This window comes from Heliomicrobium gestii, from assembly GCF_009877435.1.
Taxonomy (GTDB): Bacteria; Bacillota; Desulfitobacteriia; order Heliobacteriales; family Heliobacteriaceae; genus Heliomicrobium; species Heliomicrobium gestii.
This window is the reverse complement of the sequence record NZ_WXEX01000006.1, coordinates 124674-139491: the sequence shown is the minus strand read 5'-3', so window position 1 is coordinate 139491 and position 14818 is coordinate 124674. Positions and strand designations below refer to the sequence as shown.

General features: G+C 43.5%; 13 protein-coding genes. All 13 read left to right on the top strand.

What is annotated here, in order from left to right; translation table 11 throughout:
* The first annotated feature begins 1 nt into the window (after nucleotide 1).
* The 13 genes from GTO89_RS08675 to GTO89_RS08615 all read left to right on the top strand — a co-directional run bounded on the left by GTO89_RS08675 (nucleotide 2) and on the right by GTO89_RS08615 (nucleotide 14789).
* A complete protein-coding gene (locus GTO89_RS08675; protein WP_161261678.1) occupies nucleotides 2-2275 on the top strand; it encodes a glycosyltransferase in 2274 nt (757 codons plus the stop codon).
* Nucleotides 2276-2344: 69 nt separating this feature from the next.
* Nucleotides 2345-3901: a glycosyltransferase family 4 protein gene (locus tag GTO89_RS08670; protein ID WP_161261677.1), complete on the top strand. Its 1557-nt coding sequence runs from the start codon at nucleotides 2345-2347 to the stop codon at nucleotides 3899-3901.
* 31 nt (nucleotides 3902-3932) lie between these two features.
* The gene (locus tag GTO89_RS08665; protein WP_204758198.1) at nucleotides 3933-4829 is read left to right on the top strand and encodes a glycosyltransferase family 2 protein; all 897 of its coding nucleotides are present in this window, start codon (nucleotides 3933-3935) and stop codon (nucleotides 4827-4829) included.
* Nucleotides 4826-6037, top strand: coding sequence for a glycosyltransferase family 4 protein (locus GTO89_RS08660; protein WP_161261676.1), 1212 nt, complete (start codon nucleotides 4826-4828; stop codon nucleotides 6035-6037). The genes GTO89_RS08665 and GTO89_RS08660 overlap by 4 nt, the downstream gene beginning before the upstream one ends.
* Complete coding sequence (locus tag GTO89_RS08655; RefSeq protein ID WP_161261675.1) at nucleotides 6018-6854, top strand: glycosyltransferase; 837 nt, start codon at nucleotides 6018-6020, stop codon at nucleotides 6852-6854. Before GTO89_RS08660 ends, GTO89_RS08655 begins: the two co-directional genes overlap by 20 nt.
* Nucleotides 6855-6958: 104 nt before the next feature.
* Entirely contained in the window at nucleotides 6959-9178 is a 2220-nt protein-coding gene (locus GTO89_RS08650; protein ID WP_161261674.1) for a hypothetical protein, read from the top strand.
* 28 nt (nucleotides 9179-9206) lie between these two features.
* Nucleotides 9207-10223, top strand: a complete 1017-nt coding sequence (gene rfbB / locus GTO89_RS08645) for a dTDP-glucose 4,6-dehydratase (protein ID WP_161261673.1) — start codon at nucleotides 9207-9209, stop codon at nucleotides 10221-10223.
* Nucleotides 10224-10282: 59 nt separating this feature from the next.
* Nucleotides 10283-11170, top strand: coding sequence for a glucose-1-phosphate thymidylyltransferase RfbA (gene rfbA, locus GTO89_RS08640; RefSeq protein WP_161261672.1), 888 nt, complete (start codon nucleotides 10283-10285; stop codon nucleotides 11168-11170).
* Nucleotides 11171-11174: 4 nt separating this feature from the next.
* Nucleotides 11175-12158: a 3-oxoacyl-ACP synthase III family protein gene (locus GTO89_RS08635; protein WP_161261671.1), complete on the top strand. Its 984-nt coding sequence runs from the start codon at nucleotides 11175-11177 to the stop codon at nucleotides 12156-12158.
* Nucleotides 12131-12400, top strand: a complete 270-nt coding sequence (locus GTO89_RS08630) for a hypothetical protein (protein ID WP_161261670.1) — start codon at nucleotides 12131-12133, stop codon at nucleotides 12398-12400. Before GTO89_RS08635 ends, GTO89_RS08630 begins: the two co-directional genes overlap by 28 nt.
* A gap of 13 nt (nucleotides 12401-12413) precedes the next feature.
* The gene (locus tag GTO89_RS08625; RefSeq protein ID WP_161261669.1) at nucleotides 12414-13172 is read left to right on the top strand and encodes a methyltransferase domain-containing protein; all 759 of its coding nucleotides are present in this window, start codon (nucleotides 12414-12416) and stop codon (nucleotides 13170-13172) included.
* Between the two features lie 13 nt (nucleotides 13173-13185).
* The gene (locus tag GTO89_RS08620; RefSeq protein ID WP_170294439.1) at nucleotides 13186-13866 is read left to right on the top strand and encodes an acetyltransferase; all 681 of its coding nucleotides are present in this window, start codon (nucleotides 13186-13188) and stop codon (nucleotides 13864-13866) included.
* Between the two features lie 5 nt (nucleotides 13867-13871).
* Entirely contained in the window at nucleotides 13872-14789 is a 918-nt protein-coding gene (locus GTO89_RS08615) for a glycoside hydrolase family protein (protein ID WP_161261668.1), read from the top strand.
* Nucleotides 14790-14818: the final 29 nt, after the last annotated feature.

Sequence of the window (14818 nt, the reverse complement as noted above, 5' to 3'; positions counted from 1 at the left end):
TATGATCCGAGATCTGAAGGTAGGCATCCCGATTATCGGCGGAAAAGGCTGGCTTGGCGGCGTTTCTTATATTGAACTGCTTGTTCGCGCCGTTGCGTTGCTGTCCGAGGATGAACGACCACAAGTACTATTGATCGTTCGTGATGATCAGAGAGAGGATTTTAGCCTACATCTAAGCTTTTTATCCTATTTTGACGGCATTGCCCTCGTTGGCGCCCGTAAAGAGGATATGGGTTTCGAACATTCCAGGATTATGCAGTTTTCTTCTGAATCTGAACTCTATGTATATCTGGACTTTATTTTTCCCGTAAATCTTGATGTGTTGTCAGATGTCTGTTCCGCTTCTTGGATCCCCGATTTTCAACATCAGGAACTTCCTGAATTTTTTTCGGTAACGGAACGTTTACAACGTGATCAAGCGATTCAAAAAATCGCTAAGTTGGCAAGGCTCATTGTTTTTTCCAGTAGATCTTCGCAAGCTATTTTTCATCGTTGTTTTCCACAATCAGCGGCGGAAACAAGGGTGCTGTCTTTTTATACCATCCCCAAAGGGGAATGGTATCAGACAGATCCAGTCTATGTGCAAAAAAGATATGGATTGCCTGAACGGTTTTTAATCTGTTGCAACCAGTTTTGGCTGCATAAGAATCACAGCACCTTGATGGAGGCGATCGCCATTCTCCAGGCGCGGGGAGTGGAGGTACAATTGGTTTGCACCGGTGCGACAAATGATTACCGTACTGCCGATTACATGCCAACATTAAAACGTTACATTAACCGTCTGAACATCTCCCATCGGGTGCATATCCTCGGAACAGTTCCTCGGGAAGACCAGATACAGTTAATACGCCGGAGTATGGCGGTCGTTCAGCCATCTCTTTATGAGGGATGGAGCACCGTTGTGGAAGATTGTCGCGCTCTTGGGAAAAGAATGATCCTATCGGAACTGGATGTCCATCGGGAACAAAATCCTGCTTATTCCGCTTTTTTTTCTCCCATGGATGCTACTGAACTTGCTGATAAAATTGGATTTGCTCTGGAGAAAGGCGAACCAGGTCCTGATCTTCAGCGTGAACAGGAAGCGAGAACCTGGGGAAACGAGCGGGCTCTTATGTATGCCAGGCAATTCTGTCAGATCGTCAGGGACGCTCAGGCAATTTTCAAGGAGCACAAAAGAATTGTTTCACTAAAATCTAAAAAAGTGGCATTATGGGACGTTGAGAAAGTTTCGCTGACCGATGGATTAAGTATTCCCGAACTGTTTCAGCAGGCGAGAGAAGATTTAATCGGTGAAGCCGCTTATTGGCTACAAGTGATTCTACAATACTGTCGACGCCAAAGTTCTGTGATGGTGGTCAACTCCGGTCATGGCGCACTGGTGGCTCTCTTGAATTATGCCGGATTTACTGCTGTTGGATTGGAAACACGCAAATGGTACGGAAAAATTAGCAACCTGATCTTCGACATCCCAGTACTTCCTGATGATAGGGAGGCGGAACAGGCGGCTTTTGATATATTGGTTGTTCTAGATGGACCTTCTGCGTTCGATATTGAGGCTGTGCTAACATCTGTCCGCAAAGGCGGCCTTGTCTTAGTTCAGGTTCCGGCAGGACAGGCGAGAATAGGCGAACTTGATATGATGATCCAACTCTTAGAGGAAAACGGATTCATTCACTTTCAGCGGAGGGAACAGGAGCATTGGTCTTCTATCCTGATTGCCTCATCTCAATCTATCAGTCCTGTTTTGGATGCGGAGTTAAGAGAACGAGTAGCCGAAGCGCCGTTAGAGAGACTGCTCCTAGGACTTATGGATGCCTTCCCATTAAAAGGGATGCTACAACGTCAATATGCGGACAATTTCCGATTAGAGAGCCGACTCGCCGAATCCGAGGCAGACCGAATGGCGCGGTTGTGTGCTATTAAGAAACTTGAGCAGCGTTTAAATGATAGCGAGGCAGATCGGACAGCGAGGTTGCATTCGATAGAGGAACTAGAACAGCGCTTGAGAGAGTGTGAAGCAGACCGAAACGCAAGACTAGAGATAATTAATCATTTAAATGAACAGTTGATCGCTAGTGAGAAGGACCGGGCCAATCGGCTAAAGGCGATTGACGAGATTAGCCGATTATTACGGGAAAGTGAGGAAGATAGGGCGGCGAGGCTACAGGTCATTCACGAGTTGGAACGAAGATTAGTTGAATGTGAGGCAGACCGAGCGGCACGACTTAAAGTTATCCATGAATTGGAGCGAAAGCTCTCTGACATAACGAGGTAGATATAGAATTCCTTTGAGGCAACGGGGCAACAGAGACGCCGCTATGTGTTCGAGAAAGGAGAAAGAAACATGAAAATAGCAATAGATGTTGTCCCCATTCGACCAGATGGAAGAATCGGGGGAGCTATGCATCTCGTTATGGAATTGATTAGAGGATTGGCGATACATCGAGAATTGGAGATAATGCTTTTAACAGCTTCCTGGAATCATCAGTTTTTTATAGATTCGTTTAAAGGGTATAAAGTAGAACATCACTGTATAGAGTGTCCGCAGCAGATGACATTGTTTGATAAAGTAAAACGGCGATTGCGGCAGTTGTTTGCCGGTCTAGACATAGATATATCCGGCGGAATTAAAGGTCCTTTGCGTAGTCGAGGAGTCGAACTGCTTTTCTGTCCCATGACAGCGGTAACCTATTACGAACCAGGGATTCCTACTGTTAGCCTTGTCTATGATATCCAGCATGAGTATTATCCGTCATTTTTTAGCCCGGAGGAATTGACCCACCGCCGGGCATTTTACAAGGTGGTCTGTAAAAAGGCAGATGCGATTATCTGTATTTCAGAATATACTAAGCAAACAATCATTGAGAAATTTAATTTGGCGAAAGACAACGTTTATGTTGCGCCTATCTGTATTCAGGACCGCCTAATCCCGCCAGAGACGGGAGAACAGCAGAGAATATTGCAGGAAAAGGGTCTCGAAGGTCTGCGTTACGGTTACTATCCGGCCAACTTTTGGAAACACAAAAATCACTTGATGCTGCTGACGGCGTTCTCGTCGTTCATTCAGAGGCATCCCGATTCTGACCTGCATCTTGTCTTTACAGGATGCTTGCGAGAGGACAATCCGGAAATCGATGACGCAATCCGGCAGATGGGCTTGCAGGAACGGATCCATTTTCTCGGATATCTGACAGAATCGGAACTAACAACAGTGCTTCATCACTGCGATTTTTTGGTCTACCCGAGCCTTTTCGAAGGATTTGGCATTCCCGTCATTGAAGCGATGGCTGTAGGCAAACCTGTGCTTTGCAGCAACCGGACAAGCCTTCCCGAGGTTGGCGGTGACGCCGCATATTATTTCGATCCGAGAATCCCCGCATCAATAGAGGAAGCGATCGACCGTATATCGACAGACGAGACACTACGAGAAGATTTGGTAAGAAAAGGGCATAGGCAAGCGAAAAAGTACCCGCGCGAAGCAATGATAAACGGGTACCTGCAGGTTTTACTGCAGGTAGTTCAGCAAGAGCAAAAAGACATCTGCACGGTTGATGGCGTTTACGTGGATAAATGGACAGCAGAAGATGTTCGAATTCACTTCATCGGTAAACCAAAGATGCGGACAGTAATGGCAGAACTGCTACATAGCGGTGGGAATCCTGCACAAACCATCGCAATTCACATTAAAAGCCGACAGGTGACAAGTAAACGTCAGCTTATCGCAGGACAACGAGAGGAAATAACATTTCAAGTGCCTCTTGGTGATGACAGTGTACACTTAGCCATTTTCCCGACATTTTGTCCTGCCGATAACGGCAGTCCAGATACTCGGCAGTTGGGGATCCAAATTGTTCGATTGGAAGTTTGGGATGACAAAGGGATAATGGAGACCTTGCTCTAAGGCTTTCAGCACGAGGAGGCTATGAAAACACATGATGAAATTATCAATTGTGACTCCTTCTTATAATCAGGGTCAGTTTATCGAACGAACCATCCGAAGCGTTATCGATCAGGGGATTGAAGGGTTGGAGTACCTTGTTATGGATGGGGGCAGCAAGGACGAAACGATCAGCATCCTGAAAAAATACGATGGATGCCTGCGGTGGGTCTCTGAGCGGGATGATGGACAGGCTGACGCTGTTAATAAAGCGATTCGACAAACCAGCGGGGAGATCATTGGTTGGATCAATTCTGACGATATCTATTATCCCGGAGCGTTTCAGAAGGTAATGGACTTTTTTGCCTCCCACCCAGAGGCCATGGTCCTTTATGGTCAAGCAGATCATATCGATATCCATGATAAGATTATTGAACCCTACTATACGGAAGAATGGGATTACCAAAATCTCCTTGATGTTTGTTTTATCTGTCAACCAGCCGTATTTTTTCGCCGACAAATTGTTGATGAGATAGGGTTGCTTAATCCTCACCTACAGTATTGTATGGACTATGAGTACTGGATTCGTATTGGTCGCCGATATCCCATGCATTATCTTAAAGCAAATCTTGCCGGTTCTCGGCTGTATGCGGATACGAAAACATTGGGAAGTCGGGTTAAGGTACATCGAGAGATCATTTCGATGGTTTATCATGAAACAAGAAAGGTTCCCTCACGATGGATATTTAATCTTGGACATGTAGTAGCGGAAGAAAAGGGACTGACCAGAACTAATGGTGAAGAAAACTTTCAGTTCGTATTAGAAGTCTGCAAGACTGCTATCCGTGCGCATATGCAATTACAAGGCAGGGTTCCCTTCAATGATCTTCGGGCTATGTTAGGTTGGGTTAAACACGCTTTTACTCAACGTAGAAAGGAAATGACGTCATGAAGATTGGTTATGACGTTAGTCAGACAGCGGAGAACAAAGCAGGTTGCGGCTTTTTTGCCGATCAGCTTATTCATGCGCTCGCTAGGGTGGATCGGAAAAATGAATATTTGCTTTATCCGACCTTTTTTGGATACCGCCATCCTGACTTTCTGAAAGCGACTTTCCCGGAGGAGAATGGCAATGTAAAGATGCTCTTGCGTGACCTTTCGTTTAATGAGGTTAACCATTGGTGGAGTAAGCGTGGTAATCGGATGGACCGCCTAGGAAATCCCGATATTATCCATTCGAATAATTACTCCTGTCCAAAAGATGTGAATGCGCGTATTGTTATGACCGTCTATGATTTGGTTTATGTAGAAGTTCCTGATCTGACGACAGAAGAGAACCGATTGGTGTGTTTCCAGGGTATTTTTGATGCTTCCATCTATGCCGATTATCTTATTATGATTTCCGAAGCTACGCGCAAGGCTTTTATTCGGCATTTTCCGCACTATCCTGAAGATCGTATAAAGGTTATACCTTTGGGTAGCCGTCCCTCGATTCGGAAAATCACTGTTGAGAAAGCGAACAATATCATAGAACGTTTATATACATCGGTTGCGCGCGAGGGTAACAGAGATAAAGTGAAACTGGACCAATTTTGGTTAGGTGTTGGCACGGTAGAGCCTCGAAAAAATTATCGACTTCTAATTCAAGCATATAATGAGTTAGTAAAGAGTGGTAAAGGGACAATGCCGCTATTTATCGCTGGTGGGAAAGGATGGAAAGAGTCGGACATCGGTGACTTTGTAAAATCTTGCGGCTTAGAGGAAAAAGTGCACTTCCTGGGATATGTCACAGATGAAGAGCTGTCGGCTTTATACAGTCGATGTTATGCCTTTATTTACCCAAGCTTTTATGAAGGATTTGGTCTTCCTATTCTCGAAGCAATGAATTGCGGTGCCCCGGTGATTACTAGCCAAACGACAAGTATGCCAGAAGTGGTAGGTGAGGCAGGACTGCTCATTGATCCTTATTCAATCAAGAGCCTTATCGATGCCATGTGGCTATTAGAAAGCGACAGTTCCATGAGAGATGTATTAATTCAACGAGGAGCCGAACAAATAAAGAAATTTACGTGGGATGAAGCAGCCAAGAGTACTCTAGAGGTTTATGAAAAAGTGGTAACGATGGAGCCGTGGTATAATCATGACAGAAAATCGATGTAAACCCAATTTGCCTAAAGTGGGTATCGCGGTTCCGAACCTAAACCAGGGTCGCTACCTGCGCGACTGCTTGAACAGTCTTAATGTTCAACAGGGTATTGATCTGCGTATTTGTGTTTTGGATGCAGGCTCAACCGATGACAGTTTAGAAATTATTAGAGAGTATGATAAAAAGGGACTACTTGCCGGTTGGCGCTCGCATTCTGATAATGGACAGGCGGCAGCGATTAATGAAGGCGCCCAATGGCTCGTAGACTGTGATTTTTTTGGTTGGCTTAACGCTGATGATGTGCTAGTTGAGGGTGCATTGGCTATAATGGCTCAAGCGCTCTTTGAGAATCCGAAGGCAGCCTCGGTCTACGGACTCGCATGGATACTCGCAGAAGATGGTTCGATTATTAGGGACTATCCAACCGAACCTTTTGACGTGGATAGACTGGCTAAAGGTTGCTTCATCTGTCAACCAGCAACATTGATACGTATGAGTGCATGGCAAAAGGTGGGCGGGTTAAATGCCGAGCTAGAGATGTGCATGGATTACGATTTATGGTGGAAGCTGAAAGATATTGGTGAGCTAATATATATCCCCAAGCGGTTGGCTGGTTCAAGGGATCACCCGTTAACAAAAACAAGACGGAAAGTAGGTCAGCATTTACAAGAAGCCCAAGCCATATTGCGAAAGTATTATGGAAGAGTTCCATACCAGTGGAGAATGGCTGAGGTGATTCATGAATGGGAACAGTACCATCAACGAAAACCGGTGACTGTTTTCGAACGGATTTATATTAAAATGATGTACCTAAAAAAGATATTCTTATGATCATGTTCGAAATGAGAGATTCTTATAAATAAGTCAATGGGAAGAGAATATGTGAAAATGTTCCATATGTGATTTCGCAACATTTGGAGGTTGGCTAATATTTCATGATTAAACAAAGGGAAGTAAATAATATACTAAACAGATTTACACCTTATTTGATTGCGTTGTTGGCATGTTCTATTGTTGTATACTGGCGATTTGAACTGTGGAGGGCGGACCTTTCCATTCCTTTTTCCTATCATGGTGATTCATTAGGTGTTGCTGCTACAATTAAAGCTTTTATTGAAAGCGGATGGTATACCTATACCCCATTCCTTGGGGCGCCTTTTGGACGTTCTCCTGAAGATTACGCCATGTTTGAAGGCCTAAGTTTTTTAATGCTAAAAGCGATAACGATGTTTACCAACGATTACGCAGTAACTCTCAATGTATTTTATTTACTTACTTTTTTGTTAACTACAGTAACGACATTATATGTGTTTAGGCATTTTGGGATATCTAATTATGTGGCAATACCGGTGAGTGTACTTTATTCTATTGCTCCCTATCATATTCTGCGAGGAACATTTCACTTTTTCTTATCGGTGTATTTTTTGGTTCCGTTAATCGTAATGGTTATTCTCTGGATTTACAGAGATGAAGATTTTCTTTTTAACCACCAACTTTCAATATCTAAGTTAGTAACAGCGAAATCCAAGAACTTACAAAGTATTCTCATTTGCGTTCTAATTGCTTCAACAGGTATATACTATGCATTCTTTGCATGCTTCTTTTTGATTGTTGTTGGAATTGCGATTTTCATTATCAAGAGGAAAATTAATAATTTAGTGTCTTCTTTTTTACTTATTCTTACAATGATTGCAACTGGATTGATTAATGCTCTTCCTAGTCTTATTTATCAGTTTTATAACGGAAAGAATTATGCAGTATCTCAAAGATTACCCTGGGAGACCGAAGTATATGCACTAAAAATCACTCAATTATTTATACCTCCAGCTGATTATGGTATTGGTTTGATCGCAAAAATTCGTAATGTATATTCTGCGTTTCCTCTTATTAATGAAAACTCCTTTTCTTACCTGGGGGTTATCGGTTGCATAGGTTTTCTTATTCTTACTGTTCTTCTTTTGTTTAATGAGAAGGAAGAAAATAAGCTATTACACGGAAGTGTTTTGAATAATTTATCTAGGTTAAATATTTTTGCTATACTTTTTGCAACTATTGGTGGATTTAGTTCGATATTCTCTATTTTAGTTACCCCTCAGATTCGAGCAAACAATCGTATTAGCATATTCATTGCATACTTTTCACTTTTTGCAGTTGCGATAATTCTAAACAACTTTTTTACAAAGTATGTTTATAGTAATGAACGACGGGTAGCCTTTTCTACGTTCATGTCATTTTTACTTTTGTTCGGTTCTATTGATCAGATTCCGAAAGCGATCACTCCAAATTATAATGAATTAAAGGCGGTTTTTTTGCGAGACGCTGCATTTGTTAGTAAAATTGAAGAAGTTACTAGCGATGGTGCGATGGTTTTACAGCTTCCATATATGTCTTGGCCGGAACATGGACCGCTCAATGAGAAGATGGGGGATTACCAACTTTATCGGGGATACCTCCACTCTAATAAGCTTCGTTGGACCTACGGCGCTGTTCGGGGGCGTCCGGAGGACATTTGGTATAAGGAAGTAACCGATAAACCGCTTCCTGAAATGGTTAAATCTATTACGGTGGCTGGCTTCTCAGGGATTTATATTGACCGTTACGGCTATAAAGATAACGGTGCGCAACTTGAACGGGAGATTGCTCTCTTACTAAATAAACGCCCTATTGAAAGTGACGACAAACGACTGGCATATTATGACCTGCGAGATTATCAAGAGTCCTTAAAACGAATTATTCCAGAGAAAGAATGGCAGACGGAAAAAGAGAAACTCTTAGAGCCTGTATTTGTTCAATGGAACCCTGGATTTTCGGCCATAGAAGGAACAGTACAAGCTAATTGGCATTGGTGTTCGTCAAAGGGGACTCTTCAGCTAATCAATGCGTCGAAACAAACAAAAACCATGCAAGTTGACATGAGCGTGAGCACAGGGTTCCCTGAAACTTCAGATCTATCGATTCAAAGCGACCTATGGAACGAACAATTGGGTATTAGCTCGTCTCCTACGAGGTATACAAAACAAATCTCAGTTCCTCCAGGAAGACATACTATACTATTTACAACCGACGCCCCACGAATACAGGCACCGTCAGATCCTAGAGACCTAAGGTTTAAAATCGACAAATTTTCCTTGAATGAAGTAAAAAGTGGCCTTTAATTGGTCGCCAGAGAGGAAAGTAACATTTATGAAAACGATCTTGGTCACTGGTGGAGCTGGCTTTATTGGATCGACCTTTCTTAATATGATGGTGAAAAGGTATCCCGACATTCGCTTTATCAATGTTGATAAACTTACGTATGCAGCAAACCTGCACAACCTAAAAGAAATCGAGAGTTTAGACAATTACGACTTTGTCCAATGTGACATAGCTGATGCGCTGACGGTTCATCGGGTCTTCGAACAGTATAAACCGGACACAGTTGTTCATTTTGCGGCGGAAAGCCATGTTGATCGTAGCATCCTGACACCGGGGGCTTTTATTAAAACGAACATCTTAGGGACCTATAACCTATTAGAGGCGTGTCGTCAGCTTTGGCAGACTGTAGCAGAGGGGAAGATCTTTCATCACATCAGTACCGATGAAGTATATGGCTCTCTCTCTGAAACTGGCTTGTTTACAGAAATGTCCCGGCTCGATCCGAGTAGCCCCTACTCGGCGTCAAAAGCCTCTAGTGATCTATTAGTTAAAGCTTACCATAAGACGTACCATCTTCCTGTGAAGCTCACGAACTGTTCAAACAACTACGGACCTCGGCAGTTTCCCGAAAAACTAATTCCTTTGATAATCCTAAATGCCCTAGCATCAAAACCACTTCCTGTATATGGTAACGGAAAAAACGTGCGAGACTGGTTGTACGTGGATGATCACTGTGAGGCTATCTGGTTGGTTATGACTGAGGGAAGACTTGGCGAAACCTACAACGTCGGTGGAAACTGTGAAATGAAGAACATCGATGTAGTCGAGTCGATCTGCCAGATTGTTGCTGAGGAAAGCGGATGTGATACGGAAGAGTTGCGCAGGTTGATCACCTTTGTGGATGACCGTCCCGGTCATGATCTTCGGTATGCCGTCGATACGTTAAAGATATCGACTGAACTTGGATGGGCGCCGAAAGAAACTTTTAATTCTGGATTAAGGAAAACGGTTCGTTGGTATATGGAGAACAGCGAGTGGATTGACAAGGCCATATCTAGAAAGTAACAAAAGTGAACCTAGTTATTCGTATTGTTAGACCAACTATTTAAAGGAGGTTATGTGGCTTGATTCGAAAAGGAATAATTCTTGCAGGCGGATCGGGTACTCGCTTATATCCGTTGACCCATGTCATCAGTAAACAATTAATGCCCGTATACGATAAGCCAATGATTTATTATCCCTTAACGACGCTCATGCTGTCCGGAATCACCGATATTCTGGTCATTACAACACCCCGTGATAGTGAAGCTTTCCAGACGCAGTTAGGCGATGGCAGTCAGTGGGGGATTAATATCAGTTATGAGGTGCAGGAGAGACCAGACGGTTTGCCACAAGCATTCATCATTGGACGTCATTTCATTGGTAACGATGGTTGCGCGTTGATCCTTGGGGATAATATTTTCTACGGACACCGGTTGAATGATTACCTTCTTCGGGCCTCGAACCAGTCGGAGGGCGCAACCGTATTTGGTTATTGGGTGAAAAATCCGGAAGACTACGGTGTCGTTGAATTTGACGTAGATGGCAAAGTATGCTCCATAGAAGAAAAACCGTTGGAACCCAAATCGAACTATGCGGTAACTGGTCTTTACTATTACGATCACAATGTGGCTGATATTGCCAGGGAATTAACCCCTTCAAGCAGGGGGGAACTTGAAATTACAGATCTTAATAAAGTATACTTACAGCGTGATCAATTGCGCGTAGAAAAGTTGCGACGAGGTATTGCATGGCTTGATACGGGAACTTATGAGACGCTTCTGCAAGCGGCTAACTATGTGGCTACAATTGAACAGCGGCAGGGGTTAAAAGTATGTTGTCCCGAGGAAGTGGCCTTTAATTTAGGTCTAATTGACGCGGAACAACTGGAACGCCTTGCGGAGACTATGAAAAAGAACAGTTACGGCCGTTATCTAATGAACTTGCCGAAGTTTGGTAGACAAGGGGATTGATACCATGGCCGCAACTTGGATTGCAGGCACAGGCAGTTATCTTCCAGAACGAGAAGTCAAAAATGAAGAATTAACGCAGTTTCCTTCTCATGCGCTGCAGATGATCCGGGAAAAAACGGGTGTATCATCGCGCAGAGTAGCCGATCCGAGGGATGCCACGTCAGATTTGGCTTTTCGCGCAGCCCTGGCGGCGCTGGCTGATGCCGGTGAGAGCCCAGGGGCGCTGGATGCGCTAATAGTGGCCACTTCCTCGCCGGACCGACTCCAACCCGCCACAGCCGCCCGGGTTCAAGCATTGTTGGGGGCGGATAAGGCATTTGCCTTCGATGTCAACTCCGTGTGCAGTGGTGGAATATTTGCCATGACTGTAGGCGATTCGTTGATTCGCAGCGGAATCTGTCAGCGTGTATTAGTGATTGGCGCTGAAATCTATACGCGCTTCTTAAATCCCAAAGACTTCTCCACCTTCCCCTATTTTGGGGATGGCGCTGGCGCTGTACTATTAAAACGACGCTTTGAAGTAAATGATAGAGGTATCCTCGCAGGGAATCTAAAAACCGATGGAAAAAGCGTCGATGTGATCCAGATCCCGGCAGGCGGTAGCATGAAGCCGGCTTGGCAAGTTACAGAAGCAAAGGACTATTACTTTTATATGAACGGCAAAGCGGTTTACCAGTTCGCCGTGACACAGGGTTCCCAGGCGATACTCGAATGCTTGGAGCAGGCAAATATACCAAAAGACAACGTGAGTTGTGTAATTGCTCATCAAGCCAATGTTAATATTCTAAAAGAGTTAGCGCATCGAACGAACATCCCTTTTGAACGTTTTTATGTGAACTTGGACAAGTATGGCAATACCGCCGGGGCGTCCACTTTAATCGCCCTGGATGAAGCGCGCCGGGAAGGCCGCTTCTCAAAAGGAGATATTGTCGTCATGGTCGCATTTGGAGGAGGTTTATCATGGGGAGCATTGGCCATCCGCATATAGCAGAAATCCGTAACAAAGTCTTTCAGGCTGTTCAACTGATTGAGACGGATTTTCGAAAAGAACAACTTAGCGATGAATTGACGCTAGAAGAACTTCCGAACTGGGATTCAATGACGGCTATTAATTTTAACATTAGCTTAGAAGAGGCCTTCGGTTGGGAACCTGGGACTGCAGTTTTTAAAGGAAGTAATCGGATCGGGGATGTGGTATCCTTCGCTACAGATAAACGTGTAAACGGATAGATGGGGGAATACTATGGGAAGCGAAGATCTTACACGGTTTCGAAACCTTACTTTCGAGGGCTTTCGGGAATTAGCCTGTGATCCATCCTTAACCCGCTATGAGCGCATCGGTTTTCCCAACTCATATCGGGAGGGAAAGGAAGAGGATATTTTTATTGATATTCTTGGCAAATTACCCAACTTAGCCAAAAATGAAAAAACGGTATTGGATATCGGGCCTGGTTGCAGCGAACTTCCGTATATGTTAATCGAGCAGTGCCGAAATCGCGGACATAAGTTGATCCTTATTGATTCAGAAGAAATGCTCCAGTTGCTTCCGGATGAACCGTTTATTAAAAAAATTCCAGCTTGTTTTCCTGCCGGATGCCGTCAGTTCATAAGCGAGTATGTGGAAAAAGTAGATGTCATCTTAACCTACAGTGTCTTTCATTACGTCTTCGCCGAGATGAACCCATTTGATTTTTTGGATAGCGCTATTTCTTTACTGTGCAATAACGGCGAAATGTTGATTGGAGATATCCCCAATATATCAAAGCGAAAACGTTTTTTTAGTTCACCAACGGGTGTTGCTTTTCATCGAAATTTTACCGGACGAAACGACACTCCTGAAGTTCGCTACAACACCATCGATTTTGGAGAAGTGGACGATTCAGTGCTGTTTTCTCTAATGCAACGATGCCGGATGTTCGGCTGTGATGCTTACCTGATGCCGCAGGCTGACAATTTGCCCATGGCCAATCGCAGGGAAGATTTCCTAATAAAGAAACCGTAAAGGATTGGTTGGGATGATAGAGAAAACACGGAAACTGGTAATCGTTGGTGACAGCGCATTTGCGGAAGTAGCCTATGAGTATTTTACCTATGATTCAGAGTATGAGGTAGTCGCTTTTTCAGTTGAAAAGGAATACATTATCAAGGAGTCCATGCTCGGTCTTCCTATCGTACCCTTTGAAGAGTTGGAACGTGATTACCCACCGGAGAACTATTTTGTCTTTGTAGCCATCGTCTATACCCAGCTAAATCGATTAAGGACTCGCCTGTACAAAGCCGCGAAGGAAAAAGGGTTTGCGATGGCCTCCTACATCAGTCCCCATGCGTTTGTATGGCGGAACTGTAAGATTGGAGAACACTGTTTTATCTTTGAAAACAATGTTATCCAACCTTTCGTTACCATAGGTGATAACGTAGTGCTCTGGAGCGGTAACCATATCGGTCATCACTCTGTGATTAGAGAAAACTGTTTTTTCTCCTCACACGTAGTGGTTTCTGGTTTTGTTAATGTTGGTAAAAACTGTTTTCTCGGAGTTAATGCGACCATAGCCAATAATATGTCCATTGGAGATGATTGTTTGATTGGAGCAAACGCACTCGTTGCGAAAAGTATAGAAAGTAATTCTATTGTGCGAGGAAAGTATGGAGAAATAACCCCTCAAGTGGCACTACGCATGTATGGCGTAAAGGAGTAATCATCTTGAAGTGGAAAAAGAAAGGGTTAATATATGCGCCTTCCGGAGATTACTGGTGGAACCAGTGTTTATACACGCATTTGCCTACTGTAGATGTAGTTGATAATTCCTATATTCGAGTATACTTCGCGTCGCTTGATAAAAAAAGGTATGGCAGAATAGGATATATTGACCTGGATATTGATAATCCCAATCGGATATTGAAGATAGCACCGGAACCGGTTCTTGATATTGGAGAAGCGGGTGGATTTGATGATTGTGGTGTAAACCCCTCATGTATTATTACGGTTAATGATAAAAAATTATTATATTATATTGGTTGGCAACGGAGCGAACGAATCCCCTACATGCTCTTTGCAGGATTGGCAATTAGTAAAGACGGGCAACAGTTTAAAAAACATTCTCGCGTTCCTATTTTGGATAGGACGAATGATGAACCCTATATTCGTTCTGCTACAACAGTTATAAATGAACAGGGGCGAATGAGGGTTTGGTATGTATCGGCATTACGTTGGATCAGTATTAGGGAAAAGGTTTATCCAAATTATGTAATAAGGCATGCCGAATCGAAGGATGGAGTAAATTGGGAAGCTAACCAGGGGATTTGTATTAATTTTCAAAACGATGATGAATTCGGTTTTGGGCGTCCGTGGGTAATAAAGGATGGAGATAAATATAGGATGTGGTATTCTATACGTTCCAAAACGCAGCCCTATAGGATCGGGTATGCCGAATCTAGTAACGGCTATACTTGGGAACGGAAAGATGATAAAGTCGGCATTAATCGGTCAGAATCAGGTTGGGATTCTGAAATGGTTTGTTATCCTTGTGTCGTTGACATAAAAGGAAATCGGTATATGTTTTATAATGGGAATCAGCATGGAGCCACTGGTTTTGGTTATGCGATTCTCGAACAAGATTAAAACATTAGATTTCATTCACTAAATAAATG